The 17,755-nt window shown below is 57.8% G+C and carries 18 protein-coding genes; 12 read left to right on the top strand and 6 right to left on the bottom strand.

What is annotated here, in order from left to right:
• Positions 1 to 82 precede the first annotated feature (82 nt).
• Positions 83 to 742 (top strand): YggS family pyridoxal phosphate-dependent enzyme, encoded by a 660-nt coding sequence (locus ACR0M9_RS16150; protein ID WP_480774096.1) that lies wholly within the window; start codon positions 83 to 85, stop codon positions 740 to 742.
• Here the strand turns inward: ACR0M9_RS16150 and ACR0M9_RS16145 are convergent.
• Together ACR0M9_RS16145 and ribA are read right to left on the bottom strand one after the other, a co-directional pair.
• Positions 726 to 1,226, bottom strand: a complete 501-nt coding sequence (locus ACR0M9_RS16145; RefSeq protein WP_480488605.1) for a L,D-transpeptidase family protein — start codon at positions 1,224 to 1,226, stop codon at positions 726 to 728. The genes ACR0M9_RS16150 and ACR0M9_RS16145 overlap by 17 nt on opposite strands.
• A complete protein-coding gene (gene ribA / locus ACR0M9_RS16140) occupies positions 1,223 to 2,314 on the bottom strand; it encodes a GTP cyclohydrolase II (RefSeq protein ID WP_480774095.1) in 1,092 nt (363 codons plus the stop codon). Before ribA ends, ACR0M9_RS16145 begins: the two co-directional genes overlap by 4 nt.
• A gap of 162 nt (positions 2,315 to 2,476) precedes the next feature.
• On the opposite strand from ribA, the gene ACR0M9_RS16135 reads away from it, so the two are divergent.
• From ACR0M9_RS16135 to ACR0M9_RS16110, 6 genes are all read left to right on the top strand, one after another.
• A complete protein-coding gene (locus ACR0M9_RS16135; RefSeq protein WP_171724917.1) occupies positions 2,477 to 3,163 on the top strand; it encodes a response regulator transcription factor in 687 nt (228 codons plus the stop codon).
• Positions 3,164 to 3,386: 223 nt separating this feature from the next.
• Positions 3,387 to 3,794 (top strand): GFA family protein, encoded by a 408-nt coding sequence (locus ACR0M9_RS16130; RefSeq protein ID WP_480774094.1) that lies wholly within the window; start codon positions 3,387 to 3,389, stop codon positions 3,792 to 3,794.
• A gap of 74 nt (positions 3,795 to 3,868) precedes the next feature.
• Entirely contained in the window at positions 3,869 to 4,657 is a 789-nt protein-coding gene (locus tag ACR0M9_RS16125; RefSeq protein ID WP_480774093.1) for an exodeoxyribonuclease III, read from the top strand.
• 75 nt (positions 4,658 to 4,732) lie between these two features.
• Positions 4,733 to 5,647: a thioredoxin gene (gene trxA, locus ACR0M9_RS16120; RefSeq protein WP_267364326.1), complete on the top strand. Its 915-nt coding sequence runs from the start codon at positions 4,733 to 4,735 to the stop codon at positions 5,645 to 5,647.
• 26 nt (positions 5,648 to 5,673) lie between these two features.
• Complete coding sequence (locus tag ACR0M9_RS16115) at positions 5,674 to 6,315, top strand: LON peptidase substrate-binding domain-containing protein (RefSeq protein WP_480506416.1); 642 nt, start codon at positions 5,674 to 5,676, stop codon at positions 6,313 to 6,315.
• Positions 6,312 to 6,497: a Trm112 family protein gene (locus tag ACR0M9_RS16110; protein ID WP_209504973.1), complete on the top strand. Its 186-nt coding sequence runs from the start codon at positions 6,312 to 6,314 to the stop codon at positions 6,495 to 6,497. Before ACR0M9_RS16115 ends, ACR0M9_RS16110 begins: the two co-directional genes overlap by 4 nt.
• Here the strand turns inward: ACR0M9_RS16110 and ACR0M9_RS16105 are convergent.
• Entirely contained in the window at positions 6,494 to 7,756 is a 1,263-nt protein-coding gene (locus tag ACR0M9_RS16105; RefSeq protein WP_480774092.1) for an FAD-dependent monooxygenase, read from the bottom strand. The two genes, ACR0M9_RS16110 and ACR0M9_RS16105, sit on opposite strands and share 4 nt — an antisense overlap.
• 52 nt (positions 7,757 to 7,808) lie before the next feature.
• Between ACR0M9_RS16105 and ACR0M9_RS16100 the strand changes: the two genes are divergently transcribed.
• The 4 genes from ACR0M9_RS16100 to ACR0M9_RS16085 all read left to right on the top strand — a co-directional run bounded on the left by ACR0M9_RS16100 (position 7,809) and on the right by ACR0M9_RS16085 (position 14,002).
• Positions 7,809 to 9,137 (top strand): amidase, encoded by a 1,329-nt coding sequence (locus ACR0M9_RS16100; RefSeq protein ID WP_480774091.1) that lies wholly within the window; start codon positions 7,809 to 7,811, stop codon positions 9,135 to 9,137.
• Between the two features lie 108 nt (positions 9,138 to 9,245).
• Positions 9,246 to 10,427 carry an aminotransferase class I/II-fold pyridoxal phosphate-dependent enzyme gene (locus ACR0M9_RS16095; protein WP_480774090.1) on the top strand — a complete coding sequence of 394 codons (1,182 nt, stop codon included), beginning with the start codon at positions 9,246 to 9,248 and terminating at the stop codon, positions 10,425 to 10,427.
• A gap of 14 nt (positions 10,428 to 10,441) precedes the next feature.
• Positions 10,442 to 13,366 (top strand): DNA translocase FtsK, encoded by a 2,925-nt coding sequence (locus ACR0M9_RS16090; protein WP_480774089.1) that lies wholly within the window; start codon positions 10,442 to 10,444, stop codon positions 13,364 to 13,366.
• 39 nt (positions 13,367 to 13,405) lie between these two features.
• A complete protein-coding gene (locus ACR0M9_RS16085) occupies positions 13,406 to 14,002 on the top strand; it encodes a LolA family protein (RefSeq protein ID WP_209504969.1) in 597 nt (198 codons plus the stop codon).
• Positions 14,003 to 14,017: 15 nt separating this feature from the next.
• Here ACR0M9_RS16085 and ACR0M9_RS16080 read toward each other — a convergent pair whose 3' ends face one another.
• Complete coding sequence (locus ACR0M9_RS16080) at positions 14,018 to 14,599, bottom strand: transglycosylase SLT domain-containing protein (RefSeq protein ID WP_209504968.1); 582 nt, start codon at positions 14,597 to 14,599, stop codon at positions 14,018 to 14,020.
• Positions 14,600 to 14,660: 61 nt separating this feature from the next.
• The gene (locus ACR0M9_RS16075) at positions 14,661 to 15,542 is read right to left on the bottom strand and encodes an AEC family transporter (RefSeq protein WP_480506411.1); all 882 of its coding nucleotides are present in this window, start codon (positions 15,540 to 15,542) and stop codon (positions 14,661 to 14,663) included.
• An 80-nt stretch (positions 15,543 to 15,622) separates the two neighbouring features.
• Here ACR0M9_RS16075 and hspQ point away from each other — a divergent pair, with 80 nt between their 5' ends.
• On the top strand, positions 15,623 to 15,949 hold the full coding sequence (gene hspQ, locus ACR0M9_RS16070; protein WP_209504966.1) for a heat shock protein HspQ: 327 nt from the start codon (positions 15,623 to 15,625) through the stop codon (positions 15,947 to 15,949).
• A gap of 35 nt (positions 15,950 to 15,984) precedes the next feature.
• Here hspQ and ACR0M9_RS16065 read toward each other — a convergent pair whose 3' ends face one another.
• On the bottom strand, positions 15,985 to 17,562 hold the full coding sequence (locus ACR0M9_RS16065) for a gamma-glutamyltransferase family protein (protein ID WP_480774088.1): 1,578 nt from the start codon (positions 17,560 to 17,562) through the stop codon (positions 15,985 to 15,987).
• Between the last annotated feature and the right edge of the window lie 193 nt (positions 17,563 to 17,755).

Raw genomic sequence — 17,755 nt, 5'->3', positions numbered from 1 at the left:
GGTTTAAGGGCGGGTCTTCGGACTCGCCCTTTTCTTTTGTGTCGACTTGGTGTTTTTCTGCGCAAAACAGGATGAGGGTCCCATGTCGTTGCAAGACGTCACCGCACGTATCGCCAAAGCCGAAGCCAAGTCGAACCGACCGGCAGGTTCCGTCAAACTGATTGCTGTGTCCAAAGTGCAGCCGAATGACAGGGTGCAGGCAGTTCTAGAGCAAGGGCACAGATGTTTTGGCGAGAATCGCGTGCAGGAGGCGGCAAGCAAGTGGCCCGCTTTCAAAGAACAGTTCGAGGGTATTGATCTGCACCTCATTGGCCCGTTGCAGACCAACAAGGCTCGTCACGCAATGGAACTGTGCAATGCGATCCATTCGGTAGATCGACCCAAACTGGCCAACACACTGGCGCGTTTGGCACAGGAAATGGGAAACTGCCCGAACCTGTTCATTCAGGTCAACACCGGCGAGGAAGACCAAAAGGCCGGTATCCTTCCTGTGGACGCGGACAGTTTCATTGCCGAGTGCAGGTCGTTGGATCTGCCCGTGCGTGGATTGATGTGCATTCCTCCGGTCGATGAGGAGCCTACTTTGCACTTTGCGCTATTGGCCAAAATCGCTGCACGTAACGGGCTTGATGGATTGTCTATGGGGATGAGTCACGATTTCGAACAGGCCATCGCTTTGGGCGCAACCCACGTCCGTGTTGGCTCGGCCATCTTTGGCGAACGGGTTAAACCTCAGGAATGATCAGCCATGATCCGGGGGCAATGCGCTGTGATATCCAGTGCAGATGGTCCCGGCGAAAGGCAACGCAGCCTTCGGTTGGATAGCCGGGTCTGCGCCATTGGTGCAGAAAAATTGCCGATCCCCTGCCCGGAACGGCGTTTGGCCAGTTCCAGTCGGTTAACAGAATCAGGTCGTATAAGGGGTCGGCGCGGCGCAACTTTTCATGGCTGAATGCATAGGGTGCGCTGACCATGTGGTTGTATCTGCTTTCAGACACGTCGTCAGACCACAAGTCCCGCGGGCCAATGGCGCGGGCCCATTTGCTGGGGGCGGCCATTCGGTCGGCCCGGTATAGCATGCCGACGATTCGATGATGTCCAGTTGGGGTCGCGCCATCGCCTTCGCGTTTTGCGTTGCTCAACCCGCCTTTGCCCACGGAACAGGGGAACACCCTGCCAAGAAACCGGATGCCTCGTGGAGTTAGAACAAGATCGTTTGGGGTCAAAGCAGATGCCCTGACTTCTTGGCCTTGGTCGCCAGGTATCCCCGGTTGTGAGAGGTTTCGCCAACCTTCAGAGGGACACGCTCGGTTACTGCGATACCTGTCCGTTCCATCATGGCGATTTTGGCCGGGTTGTTGGTCAGCAAGCGGACAGAGTTGAAACCCAGCGATTTCAATATGTCCGACCCAAGCCGAAAATCACGCTCATCATCCTCAAAACCCAGCCTGTGGTTCGCCTCAACGGTGTCAAAACCCTGATCCTGAAGGAAATAAGCGCGCATCTTGTTCGCCAGACCGATACCGCGCCCTTCCTGATTCAGATACAGAAGAACGCCTGCACCTTCTGCCCCCATCTGTGCCAGGGCACCGCGGAGTTGCGGGCCGCAGTCACATTTCAGGCTTCCCATCAGATCGCCGGTGAAACAGGCAGAATGCAATCGGGTCAGCACAGGCTTGTCGCGGTCCGGGCGACCGATCTCGACGGCATAGTGCTCTTCACCACCGTCTTCAGGTCGGAAGACGTGTAACCGACCGGCTTCGGACACCTCCATCGGAAGGCGGGCCGCGACGACTTCGTGCAAAGTACTGCGATCCGCCAGATGAGGCGTGGCGCGCGTGTGATCAATGCAGGTCAAACCGTGCAAAGCGGCAAATGCCCTGCCGTCCTCGACAGGTACCACGACCACAGCGGGAAGGATGCGCGCGGATTTGGCCAATGCTATTGCGATACGGTGCAGATTGGCATTGCCGTGCCGCTCGGTCATCAACGGGCCCTTCATGGGCGCGTTCAGATCGTCGGAAGGATCAGCAACCGCCTGTACCCACGCGATATCTGCATCCGCCGGGATCGAAACCCGCGCCAGATCCCCGTCGTACGCCCGCGCTTTCAGGGTTTCAGCGCGTCGCCCAGTTATGGCCACCACCGGATTCCCTAGTTTTTTCAGGTCGGCCAGACGCTGCGGGCTGAGCGTTTCGGCAGAAACCGCAAGCACGCTGAAGCCACTGTCATCGGTCAGCGCAACGGGAACGCCCATGCGCAGATCGGCCCGGGCCCGGGCGAGAAGTTCCGTGATATCGGGGATGAGACTCATCAATGTTACCCTATAACGCTCAATCTTTCTCCTAGCCCTTTCGAAAGGAAATGTGAAACATTTCCGCGAACTCTGACACGAAGGCGTGAAACGGTTGCAGCAAATCTTGTTGATTGCATATTCCACGCGCAAGTGATGGAAAAGCGTTTGGAGGACCGGGAAATGGCTCAACTCAAGAAAATCCTGCTGGTGGACGATGACGAGGACCTGCGCGAGGCGCTCAGCGAGCAACTTGTCATGACCGAAGACTTTGACGTGTTTGAGGCGTCAGACGGTCACTCTGCCATGGAGCGCGCGCGCGAAGCGATCTATGACCTGGTCATTCTTGATGTGGGTCTGCCGGATACCGACGGGCGCGAACTGTGCCGCCTCATGCGCAAACAGGGTGTCAAAAGCCCGATCCTGATGCTGACCGGTCATGACAGCGATGCCGATACGATCCTGGGCCTGGATGCCGGCGCGAATGACTATGTTTCGAAACCATTCAAGTTCCCGGTGCTTCTGGCACGTATCCGTGCGCAGCTTCGCCAGCATGAACAATCCGAGGACGCAGTATTTGTACTTGGCCCCTATACGTTCAAACCGGCGATGAAGATGCTGATCACGGAAGAGGACAGAAAAATCCGCCTGACCGAGAAGGAAACCAACATCCTCAAATTCCTGTACCGCTCGACCGACGGCGTGGTGGCGCGGGATGTGCTGCTTCACGAAGTTTGGGGATATAATGCTGGTGTTACAACGCATACGCTGGAAACCCACATCTACCGCCTGCGTCAGAAGATTGAGCCCGATCCGTCAAATGCGCGCCTTTTGGTCACAGAATCCGGTGGATATAGGCTAGTGTCTTAACTGGGTGTGGATTGACTTGGATCAAAGTGATACCCTGTACTCATAATTAGGTTACTCCCAACCCGCGCATGTCCGGGTTATGACATGCACCTCCCTGTTGGACTGCCGGGCCGAATGGCCCGGCTTTTTTCTTTTCCGAAGGACGAAATCATGTGCCGCCTGTACCGTCACAGGCGTTGCGAAACCCTGAATGTTCCTGTAATGTTCTATTTCTCGCGAAAGGTTGGAGGAGCGCGTGATGATTGAAGGAAGCTGTTTGTGCGGGGCGGTGAAGTTTAACCTGAAGTCTCAACCATCCGTGATGGGAACCTGCCACTGCTCAAGATGCAGAAAAGCCGGGGCCAGCACAGTCGTATTTGTCAACAAAGAAGACTTGGTGTGGGTTCGGGGCAGGGAAAACGTAACGCTGCACCAGCCCGATCCGCCCTACAAATACGGCAGGTGTTTCTGCACGAAATGCGGGACATCTTTGGGCGAAATCATTTCAGAAGCAGATAGTTTTCCAATCGCAGCAAATGCACTGGATACCGGGTTAGAGCAGAAAGTTCAGTTTCACGAATTTGTTTCGGAAAAACCGGACTGGTACGAGATTTGCGATGATGCCCCCCAAAATGAAAGCCACCCGTCCTAGATTTTCTTTTCTGATGGTACCCCATCCCCCACCGCGTTAACCTCCGCCCAACCGCGACAGAGGATTCCCTGACCATGCCCTTCACCCTTGCCACCTGGAACATCAACTCGGTCCGACTGCGCGAACCAATCGTGCTGAAACTGTTGGAAGAAGAGGCGCCGGATGTTCTGTGTTTGCAGGAATGCAAGTCTCCGGTTGAAAAGATTCCGACCGAAGGGTTCGCGGCGCTGGGCTATACCCACATGATTGCCCGTGGCCAGAAAGGATATAATGGCGTCGCCATCCTGTCCCGCCTGCCGATAGAAGAGGTGGGCGACAAGGATTTCGCTGATCTCGGCCACGCGCGCCACATAGCCGGGCGGCTGGAGAATGGTGTCACGATCCACAACTTCTATGTCCCCGCGGGCGGTGATGTGCCGGATCGTGAAGTGAATGAGAAATTTGGCCAAAAGCTCGACTATCTGACGGACATGCGCGATTGGTTCCACGCGGAAAAGCCGGAAAAATCCATCCTCGTCGGCGATCTGAACATTGCCCCGCGTGAGGATGACGTCTGGTCGCACAAACAATTGCTCAAGGTCGTCTCGCACACTCCGATCGAAGTGGAACATCTGGCCGAGACCCAGGACGCAGGTGGTTGGGTCGATATCACCCGGCAGGATATTCCCGAAGGGCAGCTTTTCAGCTGGTGGTCCTACCGGGCCCGCGACTGGGATACGGCAGACAAGGGGCGGCGGCTGGATCATGTCTGGGCCACGCCCGATATTTCAAACGCGGGCCATTCCAGTCGCATTCTGCGCGACGCGCGTGGGTGGGAAAAGCCCAGCGATCATGCGCCGGTCTTTGCGACTTTCGACATTTGAACTGAAACTCTGCCCTTGGTTTCTGCGACAAGCGATTGCATATAGAGCGCAAGTTCGAACGAAAGAGTGATTGCCATGGACATCCTGAACGGCGCAGCCGCCCCAGCCACCGATCTGATCAAGGACGGGACCGAGGCCACTTTCATGGTCGATGTGATCGAAGCCTCGCAGGAAACGCCTGTTATCGTTGACTTCTGGGCACCCTGGTGCGGCCCGTGCAAGACGCTGGGCCCGATGCTGGAAGACGCGGTTACCGCCGCCAAAGGCGCGGTGAAGATGGTCAAGATCAACGTGGACGAGGCACAGATGATCGCCTCGCAGATGCGCATCCAGTCGATTCCAACGGTCTACGCGTTTTTTAAAGGGCAACCCGTGGACGGTTTTCAGGGCGCGCTGCCGGGGTCCGAGATCAAGGCTTTCGTGGATCGCGTGATCGAGGCGTCAGGTGGGGAAAGCCCGGGCGGCCAATTGGATGACGCCGTAGTTGCCGCCGAAGAAATGCTGAGCGACGGCGCCGCGGCAGATGCTGCGCAGACTTTTGCCGCCATTCTTGGCGAAGACCCGAACCACGCGGCAGCATATGGCGGGCTGGTGCGGGCACATATCGCCACTGGCGATCTGGAACATGCCGAGGCCATCCTGAACGGTGCACCCGCCGAAATATCCAACTCGGCCGAGGTCGAGGCTGCGCATGCGCAATTGCAGCTGGCCAAGCAGGCGGCTGATGCAGGTCCGGTGGCGGATCTGACAGCGGCCGTTGATGCTGATCCCGATAATCTTCAGGCCCGGTTTGACCTGGCGCAGGCCTTGCACGCGAACGGCGAAGTGGAAGAAGCCGTGGCGCAATTGCTGGAATTGTTCCGCCGGGATCGTGAGTGGGATGACGGGGCCGCCAAGACCCAGCTTTTCACGATCTTTGACGCGCTCAAGCCCAATGACCCGATCGTTCTGAATGGTCGCCGCAAACTCAGCTCGATGATATTTGCCTAATTTCTGATCAGAGCTAGAATTGGGACATGATGCATCCCGCCGACTTGCCGGACACCGTATCCGTTTTCCCCTTGCCCGGGGCGCTGTTGTTGCCCCGCTCGCGCTTGCCGCTTCACATCTTCGAGCCGCGCTATTTGCAGATGCTGGACGATGCCCTCAAGACCAAGGAACGGCTGATCGCGATGGTCCAGCCAAATCCTTCGGCCCATGATGAGAACAAACTGCACCGCATCGGATGTGTCGGGCGCGTGACCCAGTTTTCCGAAACGGAAGATGGCCGTTATCTGATCACGCTGACCGGTGTGTCCCGGTTCCGGGTGGTGTCAGAGCTGGACGCTTTCACGCCATATCGGCGATGCGAAGTCTCGTGGGACGGCTTTGACAGGGATCTTGGCAAGGCCGAACACGACGACAGGTTCAATCGCACCAAGTTCCTGGCTTTGCTGGAACGTTTCTTTTCGTCCCGGCAATTGTCCACTGACTGGGATTCGCTGAAAGATGCCGAGGATGAATTGCTGGTAAACTCACTGTCCATGCTGTTGGACTTTGACCCGGAAGATAAACAGGCCCTCTTAGAGGCCCCTTGCCTGCGCACACGGCGCGAGACGCTGATGACATTGATAGAATTCGCAATGCGAGGCGGATCGAATGAGGAAAAACTGCAATGACTGACCCTGAACACGCCTTTGATCGCCGTATGCTCGAAGCTTTGGTCTGCCCGCAGACGCAAACGACCCTGCGCTATGACGCCGAAAGGCAGGAGCTTGTGTCACAGGCCGCTGGGCTGGCTTTTCCCATCCGCAACGGCATTCCGGTCATGCTGGTCGACGAGGCACGGCAGCTGGACTAAATTGGCTGCCCTTGCAACAGCTTGGGCAAATCCCCGGTCAAACCCGCTGCTTCGCGGACGAAACCGCGCCGCAACCCCGGCAGTGCGCCGACAATTCCCATACCAACGTCGCGCCCAATGCGCAGCAACGGGTTGTCGTTTGAGAACAGTTTGTTGAAGACATCCGTTGCCATCGCAAGAGCAGCGGTGTCGAACCTGCGCCATTCCTGGTAGCGTTCCAGCACCATAAGCGATCCGATGTCTTCGCCGCGCCGTCCTGCCAAGGTCAGAACCTCTGCCAACGCGCCGACGTCACGCAAACCGGCGTTCAGGCCCTGACCGGCAATCGGGTGCATCCCGTGGGCAGCATCCCCGACCAGTGCCAGACGATCAGCGATAAAGGAATTGGCGATGGTCAGGTTCAAAGGATAGGTGAAACGATCACCAGCCAGGTGGATGTCACCGAGGAAATCGCCAAACCGCGGGCGTAGCACTTGCAGATACTCATCCTCAGGCAAGGCGTTGATCTGCTGCGCGGCCTCGGTGCGTTCGCTCCATACAATGGAACTGCGATTGCCGGTCAGCGGCAGAATCGCCAAGGGGCCCGGTGGCATAAAGAACTGATGGGCAATGCCGTGATGCGGCAACTCGTGTTCAATGGCGCAGACCAGTGCGGTCTGGCCATAATCCCAACCGGTGCGCTTGATACCTGCGCGGTCCGCAGTGCCGCTGCGGCGACCGTCGCACCCGATCAGCAGTCTGCTGTTCATCGTCGAACCATCGTCCAGCGTCACGGTCACTCCAGTGGTGCCGGCTTGTTGCGACACAACAGTCTTGCCACTCAGCTGAGTGATGCGGGGCTCTTCGGCCATAGCGTCCAGAAAGGCGCGGCGCAGGTGACGGTCTTCGACCATAAACCCCATCGGACCTTCTTCTATTTCGGCATGGTCGAAATGCATGAAAAACGGTGACGGGCCTGTACCTGCGTGGCCGTCCGTGACCTTGATTTCCAGCATCGGTTGGGCGTGTTCCGCAACACGGCCCCACACGCCGATGGCAACCAGCAAGCGCTGTGACGCCAAGGCCAGCGCATAGGCTCGCCCGTCGAATGCCGCATTCTTGCGGACCTTCTCTTCCAGCGCATCAATCACTGTGACCGAATGTCCGGTTTGTGCCAGAGCCAATGCCAAAGCCGGGCCGTTCAGCCCGCCGCCTACGATCAGAATGTCAGATGCCTGTGTCATGCCCTGCACTATGCGCGCCCTTTCGGGATTGTCCATGTGCAGTCCTGTCGCTACCGTTCTTTCAAGCCAAAAAGCAGGAGGGGGCGGGATGCAGGATTGGTTGACCATGACGGCGTGTGATTTGGGCCGTGGCATTGGGATGGGCCAGATCGATCCGGTTGAATTGACGGAAACCTACCTGTCCGCAATAGACGCCCATCCGCACCGCGACCGCATCTATGCCCGCGTCACCCATGACCGCGCCCGCGCCGAGGCTGAAGCCGCGCAGCAACGCGCGAAAATGGGATTGCGGCGATCGTTGCTGGATGGGGTTCCGATCAGCTGGAAAGACCTGTTCGACACTGCCGGCACCGCGACCGAGGCCGGGTCGGCGCTTCTGAAAGACCGGGTGCCGGATGCGGATGCGCTTGTGGTGCGCAACGCAACCCAGATGGGAACGGTCTGTCTGGGTAAGACGCATATGAGCGAGCTGGCCTTTTCCGGCCTTGGATTGAACCCGATCACCGAAACGCCCCCTTGTATCCATGATGAAACGGCGGTGCCGGGCGGGTCTTCATCTGGCGCGGGCGCGTCGGTTGCCTGGGGGCTGGCGGCCTGCGGGATTGGTTCCGATACCGGCGGTTCGGTGCGAATTCCAGCGGCATGGAATGATCTGGTAGGGTTGAAAACCACGGCCGGACGGCTGAGCCTTGAAGGCGTGGTGCCGCTCTGCCTGCGGTTTGACACTGTCGGGCCACTGGCGCGATCTGTTGAAGATGCAGCACATATGCTGGCCCTGTTGGAAGGCGGGGCACCTGCGGACCTGAGGGGTGCTTCGCTGAAAGACCGTCGCTTTGCCGATTTGCAGAACATTGCCAAGGACGACCTGCGCGATGCACCGCGAAAAGCTTATGACGAGGCCATTGCGAAACTTGCAGATGCAGGCGCTGAGATTGTTCCCTTGGACGTGCCCGAGCTGAACGAGGCGATGCCCCTGTCCAGCATCGTCTACACGACCGAGGCCTATGGGTTGTGGCGCGATGTGATCGAGGCCAACCCAGGGGCAATGTATCCCGAAATCCTGGAACGGTTTCGCATTGGTAAGGGCTATTCCGGCCCCGATTATGTCGCGGCCTGGGCCAGGCTCAAGGCGTGCCGCAGTGCCTGGGATGCGGCAACTGCCGGGTTCGATGCGGTTCTGGCACCTACAGCACCGATTTTGCCGCCCAATCTGGACCGGTTGATGACCGATCACGACTATTACGTGACAGAAAACCTGCTGGCCCTTCGCAATACGCGGATCGGCAACCTGATGGGGCTTGCGGCGCTGACCCTGCCCACCGGAACGCCCAGTTGCGGGCTGATGATGATGGGGTATCCGAACTCGGAAGAGGCCCTGTTGAGGTTGGGGTCAGCGGCAGAATCGGCATTGGCCTGAATGCCACAATCCACTGATTCGGAACCTCTTTGTCTGGACGAAGAGGTATGCGGACTGTAATCTGCCAAAAAAACGGGGCGCAAACGACCCCGATATTGAGGCAGTAACATGGATTTTCCCGAGCGGTTTTCGAACCTACCGGAATATGCATTCCCGCGTTTGCGCGCCCTGTTGGATCACCATCAACCGGGCGGTGACGTCGTTCATATGACGATTGGCGCGCCCACGCATGATTTTCCGGCTTGGGTGACGGATGTCATCATGGAAAACGCGGCCGGGTTTCAGGGCTATCCGCCGAACGAAGGCTCGGAAGACCTGCGCGGTGCAATCTCGGGCTGGATCAAGCGGCGCTATGGGGTCGAAATGGACCCTGACGCCAACGTCATGGCGCTGAACGGCACACGTGAGGGGCTGTACAATGCGGCCATGGCGCTGTGCCCGGAACAGAAGAATGGCAAACAACCGATCATCCTGTGCCCGAACCCGTTTTATCAGGTCTACATGGTCGCGTCGATTTCGGTGGGTGCGCAACCCTATTTTGTCCCTGCAACCGCCGCGACAGGTCATCTGCCGGATTATTCCGGCCTGCCCGAAGATGTGCTGAACCGAACAGCGGTGGCTTATATCTGTTCCCCGGCCAACCCGCAGGGCGCGGTTGCGTCGCGCGACTATTGGGCTGACCTGATCCGTCTGGCCGAGGCTTATGATTTCCGGATCTTTGCCGACGAATGCTATTCCGAGATTTACCGTGACCAAGCCCCGACGGGGGTTCTGACCGTCGCGCAGGAACTGGGGGCTGATCCCGAACGGATCACGCTGTTTAATTCACTGTCCAAACGCTCGAATCTGGCCGGTTTGCGCTCGGGCCTGATTGCAGGTGGACGAAAGTCCATCAACCAGGTGAAAAAACTGCGCACCTATGCCGGATCCCCACTGCCTTTGCCCTTGCAAGCCGCCGCCGCGCGCGTCTGGGCGGATGAGACACATGTCGAGCAAAACCGCGCACTCTATCAGGAGAAATACGCCATTGCCGATGAAGTGTTTGCGGGCGTGCAGGGCTACATGTCGCCAGAGGCCGGGTTCTTTCTGTGGTTGCCGGTCGAGAACGGCGAGGACGCAGCATTGAAGGTTTGGAAGGATACCGGTGTTCGGGTTCTTCCGGGCGCATATCTTTCACAAGGCGATCCGGGGAATAACCCGGGCGAAGGCTTTATCCGGGTTGCATTGGTAGCCCCAAAAACAGAGTTGCAGCGCGGTTTGATCACACTCCGCGACTGCATCTATACGTGAGGTACGAGGGCAAAATGGCATCATATAACGCGCGAAACCGCGACCCATTGCTGGACAGCACAACACAGGCAGCCCTGGAGCGACGCAGTAAGGAACTGATCGGTATCGCGCTGATCCTGTTGGGCTTGGCCGCGGCTGCGATGATCTGGTCCTATACGCCCGATGATCCAAATTGGATGGTTTCGACCGACGCGCCGGTGCAAAACTGGATGGGACGGGTTGGTGCGTCTATTGCAGCCCCCTTGTTCATGATCGTGGGCTGGGGAAGCTGGGGCATCGCGCTTGTTCTGGTTGGATGGGGTCTGCGTTTTGCGGGCCATTACGGTGAAGACCGGGCCATTGCCCGCCTGATCTTTGCCCCGATCTGGATCGCTGTAGCCTCGGTCTATGCCGCAACCCTAGTTCCCGGTGCCGAGTGGCGTGCAACGCATAGCTACGGTTTGGGCGGTTTGTTCGGCGACACGGTCATGGGCGCGTTGCTGACGCTAGTGCCGATCTCTTCGCATTTTCTGGTCAAAATGATGTCGCTGGCCATGGCCGTCGGCATGACCACGCTGGGTGTTTTTGTGCTGGGCTTCACCAAGGCCGACGTGAAACGCGGCTTCCGCGCCTTCATCCTGGGCCTTGTAATGTCTTATGACATGCTGATGACGCTGATGGGGCGTGGTGCGGCCTCGGCCGCGCAAGCCGCGCGGGATCGCCGGGCGCAGTGGGAAGAACGCAAGCTCGCCCGCGCTGAAGCGGCTGAGGCGATGTTTGACGACGAACTGGTGTATGCCGATCCTGTTTTTGAAGAACCTGAATTGGGACGTCCTGAACCTCCGGTCAAATCAGGCCTGTTGGCGCGAATGCCGTCGCTTATCCGGCGTCCTGATCCAATGCCCGAGCCTGAGTTGGTGGACCCGGAACCCATCGCGGGCTTTGACGACATGCCCGGTGAAGATCGCATCCGCTCCAAAATCTCGGCCGCCGTGCGAAATCGCAAGGTTGCTGTGGGCGAAATGACACCCGAGCCGGATCCCAACCTACCGTTGACCAAGGGTCGTGGACGCCGTCCCGATCCGCTGATCCTGAACCAGCATCCCTCGTCCGAACTGCCCCCCGAACCGCCGATGACAGCGTATGGGCTGCGCCCCGAGCCGCAGGTGTCCGCTGGTGACACGCCAGAGGCGCAAGAGCCTGCTGTGTTCGGTTATGAGGCCGGGACAGAACAATACGACTACGCGTCCGAGTTGGATATCGATGATGAGTCGGTTTTCGAGGATGTCACCGACGCCGCGCCGCAACCGCGTCAAGCGATGAAGATCCCGGTGGCTGAACCGCGCAAGCCTGTGGTGGCGCAGCCCGTGCGCCGGACACCGTTGCCGTCTCGTCGTGCGCAGGCCGAAGCGCAACCAGCATTGTCCTTCGAGGAACGGCACTCTGACTTCGAACTGCCTCCTCTGGGCTTGTTGTCCAACCCCGCCAGTATCCAGCGCCATCACCTGAGCGATGAGGCCTTGGAAGAAAACGCACGGATGCTGGAAAACGTTCTGGACGATTACGGCGTCAAGGGTGAGATCGTCAGCGTACGCCCCGGCCCGGTCGTGACCATGTACGAGCTGGAGCCCGCCCCGGGCCTGAAAGCCAGTCGTGTGATCGGTCTGGCGGACGATATCGCGCGCTCGATGTCGGCGCTGTCGGCGCGTGTTTCGACCCTGCCGGGCCGCTCGGTGATCGGGATCGAACTGCCGAACGAAAACCGCGAGATGGTGGTTCTGCGGGAAATCCTGGCCAGCCGAGACTTTGGCGATGGCAATCAGGCGCTGCCGCTGGCGCTGGGCAAGGATATCGGCGGTGAATCCGTTGTGGCGAACTTGGCCAAGATGCCTCACCTGTTGATTGCCGGGACCACGGGTTCGGGTAAATCGGTGGCGATCAACACGATGATCCTGTCGCTGCTTTACAAGCTGACGCCGGATGAATGCCGCCTGATCATGATCGACCCGAAGATGTTGGAACTGTCGGTTTACGATGGCATCCCGCATCTGCTGTCACCCGTTGTGACCGATCCAAAGAAGGCGGTTGTCGCCCTGAAATGGGTCGTGGGCGAAATGGAAGACCGCTATCGCAAGATGTCCAAGATGGGCGTGCGCAACATTGCGGGCTACAACGGCCGGGTGAAGGACGCGCTGGCCAAGGGCGAGTTGTTCAGCCGCACGGTGCAGACCGGGTTTGACGATGAAACCGGTGAACCTACGTTCGAGACGGAACAATTCGCGCCCGAAGCGATGCCCTATATCGTCGTCATCGTCGATGAGATGGCCGATCTGATGATGGTCGCGGGCAAGGAAATCGAAGCCTGTATCCAGCGTCTGGCGCAAATGGCACGGGCCTCGGGCATTCACCTGATCATGGCCACGCAGCGCCCCTCGGTTGACGTGATTACCGGCACGATCAAGGCCAACTTCCCTACGCGGATTTCGTTCCAAGTGACGTCGAAAGTCGACAGCCGCACCATTCTGGGCGAGATGGGCGCCGAACAACTGCTGGGGCAGGGCGACATGCTTTACATGGCCGGTGGCGCCAAAATTACCCGTTGCCACGGACCGTTTGTGTCGGATGAAGAGGTCGAGGAAATCGTCAACCACCTCAAACAATACGGTCCGCCCGATTACGTGGGCAGCGTTCTGGACGGCCCGGCCGAGGACAAGGTCGACAACATTGACGCCGTTCTGGGGCTGAACACTGGCGGCAACACGAACGGAGAGGACGCGCTGTACGATCAGGCGGTGGCAATTGTGATCAAGGATCGCAAATGCTCGACCTCTTATATTCAGCGAAAACTCGCCATCGGGTATAACAAGGCGGCGCGTCTTGTTGAACAAATGGAAGACGAAGGTGTTGTTTCGTCAGCAAATCATGTCGGGAAACGCGAAATCCTCGTCCCCGAGCAATAGGATATTTAATAACAAGGGCAGACAGCCTATCTGTACAGCATGAAACAGATTGCTTTTGCCCTTGCTTTGACACTGGCCGCACCCGCCGCATGGGCGGCGGAAAAACTGCCGCTTTCACAGATTTCCAATTATCTGAACGGATTGAAAACGGTTCAGACAACGTTCACGCAGGTGAATGATGATGGCTCGTTGAGCACCGGACAGCTGTGGATGCAGCGCCCTGGCAAGATGCGTTTCGAATATGACCCGCCCAACAGCGCTGTGGTACTGGCACGCTCGGGCAGTGTTCAGATCTTCGATCCGAAATCGAACCAGCCGCCCGAGCAATACCCGCTGAAGCGCACGCCTCTATCCATTGTGCTGGCACGCAACGTGAATCTTGATCAGGCCAATATGGTTGTCGGCCACAGCTTTGACGGCACGGCCACAGTGGTCACCGCGCAAGACCCCAAGAACCCTGAGGCAGGTCGGATTGAACTGATGTTCACCGATAATCCAGTCGAGCTGCGCAAATGGGTGATTCATGACAACGCCGGCAGCCAGACCACCGTTCTTTTGGGTGCGTTGACCGAAAGCAATGGTCTTGATCAGGGTCTTTTCTCGAACAAGGAAAGACGCGGGTCAGTCAACCGCTGACCCGCTTTTTGCTGGTCAATACCGGCAGTTTGCCAACTGTGCCTGATACAGTTGCGCGCGCGCGTCCACGTCATTGGCCACGCTCAACAACCACGACTTGCTGTTGTGGGTGCCGCGAGCGTACCCCGTGTGACCTTCGTGATAGGCTAGGTATTGATTGCGTGTGTCGCCGGGGTGGATGCCGTTGCGCTCATAGCTTTTGTTCATATACCAGCCGATGAAGTCCGAGGCATCGCGGATGCGATCCCGCTTGGCCCGGCGCTTGCCGGTTTCGCGCTGATATTGATCCCAGGTGCCGTCCAGTGCCTGGCTGAACCCATAGGCGCTGCTTTGCCGCCCCATCGGGATCACGCCCAGCACGTAACGGTGCGGGGTACGCGCGTCGTGGCGATATCGGCTTTCCTGATAAATCGTGGCCATCTGAACGTGAACCGGAACACCCCATTTCTGCTCGGTGCTTTTGAAAGCCTTGATAAAATCCGGTCGTTCGTGCGCAATGCTGCACGCGTCGTTCAGTTTGCTGGGCGGTTGTTTTGACCCGCCGCCACAGGATGCCAAAAGCAGCACCCCGAAGAGTACGATAAGAATTCTGCTCATGTGCCTCATGCCTTTTTTTGTTTATTCTAGCGCAGATTGAGCTCTGAGGAAATCACAATCGCTATAAAATAATGGCAAGAATTATGGGTAACGCCGCCACGGAAAGTACGGTGGACACCATGACCATGCCGGCAACGGCATCGGAATCGGCTTCAAATCGTTCTGCCAACAAGTATGAGGTCACAGCGACCGGTGTACAAATTTGCAATACCAGAACGCCAAAGGCGACAGTGTCCAGATCAAACAACACCCCAATCCCCCAGCCCAACGCAAAGCAGACGATAAGTTTCAGGACTGACAGCCAGAGCGCTTGCCCCAGACTACGCGAGGTCAGGCGGGCGATTGCCACACCGACCGTGACCAACATCAGCGGAACAGCCATTTGCCCCAAAAGCTCTAACGTGTTGGTTAGAAATGTCGGAGTTTGCCACCCCTGCCACAAAAACACCGCACCCAGAATGGTCGCCCAAGCCATCGGCTGGCGTAAGACCTGTCCCCATGCGCCTTTTCCGGCGACTAGGTAGATCCCATAGGTGAAAGAAAACAGCGCGGTTACAGACAGAAAGATGACCGCGTAACCCAAACCAATCTGCCCGAACGCAAAGATACATAGCGGCAGGCCAAGATTGCCGGTATTGCCGAAAATCAGCGGTGACAGGTACGTGCGCTGATCCAGTTTCAATCCGCGAACAATCAACCAGAACACCCCAGCCAGCAGAAGATTTGCGACCAGAGTTGCCGACGTGAAACGCGACAAATCTCCGCCCGGAATGTCGGTTTGCATGAGTGCAACAAAGATCAGACTGGGCATTGCCAGCGTCGTTGCAAAGCGTGTCACAAATTGCAGCCGGTATTCGAACCCCAGTTTGACCCACGTAAAGCCAATGGCCGCCAAGAGAAAAACCGGGGCCACGATTTCGAACACTGTCAGTATTAGGTTCACAGACTGTTTCCCTGAATTTCACATCAATGATTGGCATTTCGGGCCAAAAACCGTTAGTAAATGCGGTGGGGGCCGAAACAATGTTAAAGACACGCGCGAAATACGGATTGGGCCAGGTGGTCCGTCACAAGAAACACCCTTTTCGAGGGGTGATTTTTGACGTGGACCCGGAATTTTCGAACACAGAAGAATGGTATCAGGCCATTCCGGAAGACAGCCGTCCGCGGAAAGAACAGCCGTTCTACCACCTGCTGGCAGAGAACGACCAATCCTTCTATGTTGCTTATGTTTCAGAACAAAATCTGGTTGCAGACTATTCTGGAGAGCCGGTCGAGCACCCGGATATCTCCAACATGTTCGGCCCGTTTGAAGACGGTGCTTACCCTCTGCATTTCCACCTGAACTAGGTTTGGCGAACCGGTCGGCATTGTACTGCCGCTGATCAGTATCCAAGGGCGCACCCATCTTTGCGCGGGTCGCTGGCACCTTCCAAAACACCGTCTTTTCGGATTCGGATTGCTTGCGCTCCTCCAAGTGGCGTTTCTGGAATTTCAATATTGTGTCCAATTTCAGACAATTGTTTCGCTACCTCGTCGGAATAGCCCCGCTCCAGCTTCAGGACATTCCCATCGAAAAAGGCACGCGGCGCGTTGATGCTTTCCTGTAGCTCCAGCCCAAAGTCCCTAAGGTTCGAAACGAAACGCGCGTGCCCGGTCGGTTGATAAGCACCGCCCATGACGCCGAATGGCATCGTGACACGGTCATTCTCGGTCAACATCCCCGGTATGATCGTGTGCATCGGGCGCTTGCCGCCAGCCAGTTCATTGGGGTGACCCGGCTGAAGCGTGAACCCCGCGCCCCTGTTCTGAAGCAAGATACCGTATTTCTCGGATGCGATCCCTGATCCAAAGCCATGAAAGATCGAATAGATCAGCGACACAGCCATAAGGTCGCGATCGACCACCGTGATATAGACCGTGTCCTTGTGAATGGCTTCCGTCAAAGGTGCTGCTGCGGGCATTGCGCCTTTTGGGTCAATCAATGCAGCCAGCCGGACCGCAACATCCAAATCAAGAAACCGCTCGGCCCGTGCGACATGATCGGGATCAGCAATGAACCGGTTGCGCGCGTCATAAGCCAGCTTGGTGGCTTCAGCCTCGATATGAACCCGTTCCGCTCCAAATGGATCCATACTGGCCAGATCGAATTGCTTTAGAATGTTCAGCAACAGGATCGCGGTCGCTCCTTGGCCGTTTGGCGGGTGTTCGACCAGATCAACACCCTTGTAGGCTCCACGAATGGGCTGCGTTTCAGTGCACTTGGTGCAGTGAAAGTCTTTGGCGGTGTGGACACCTCCGCGTGCAGACAGGGCCCGGATCATATCCTCGGCAATGTCTCCTGAATAAAATGCGTCGCGTCCCTGACTGGCGATCCTGCGCAAGACCTCAGCCTGACCGGGGGCGCGAAAGATCTGACCGATCACCGGTATCTGCCCATTGATCAGATAATGGTCACGCGCAGCACCCTGTAATGTGGCCGCCCCGGTTTTCCAGTCAAAAGCAACCCGAGGGGCCACCGGAACGCCAGCCTCGGCATAGTGGATTGCGGGTTCCAGAATCGCGCCCAGCCCCAATCGCCCTTCGGTTTCTGCAAGGTGACAGAAGGCGTCCACGGCACCGGGAACAGTCACCGCATCCGGACCGCTCAACGGTACAGACGACAGGCCTTTGTCCCGCAAGGGCTGCGCCCGCGCGGCGGCCGGTGCGCGACCCGATCCGTTCAATGCGCGTATCCGGTTTTCGCCCGCACGGCTGAACAAAACGAAACAATCGCCCCCCAACCCGGTCATCTGCGGTTCGCAGATGCCAAGCAGAACCGCACCTGCTATCGCGGCGTCCATGGCGTTGCCGCCGCGCTCAAGAATATCGATTGCCACTTTGGCGGCTAGCGGGTGCGACGTTGCGCACATCCCCCGCGTTGCAAAAACTTCCGACCGGCCAGGTTTGTGCAGATCACGCATGGTGGGTTCTTTCTCCTTCAAACAGGGGAAAGCTATTCTCTGATTGCCGGTTGTCCAGTCAATTCAAGTTTGGGGGGAGATCCTCGGCGCCGTTCACTGGGTGGGGGCTGTGATAATTGGCGCCGAGGGAAGCTATCTGAGCTACGAGTCACTGTATGGCGGCGATTTGCGGCGCGACAATGTTTCGAAAATG

It is taken from the genome of Ruegeria sp. CH2 (assembly GCF_056537065.1).
This window is presented reverse-complemented; position numbering and strand designations above follow the sequence as displayed.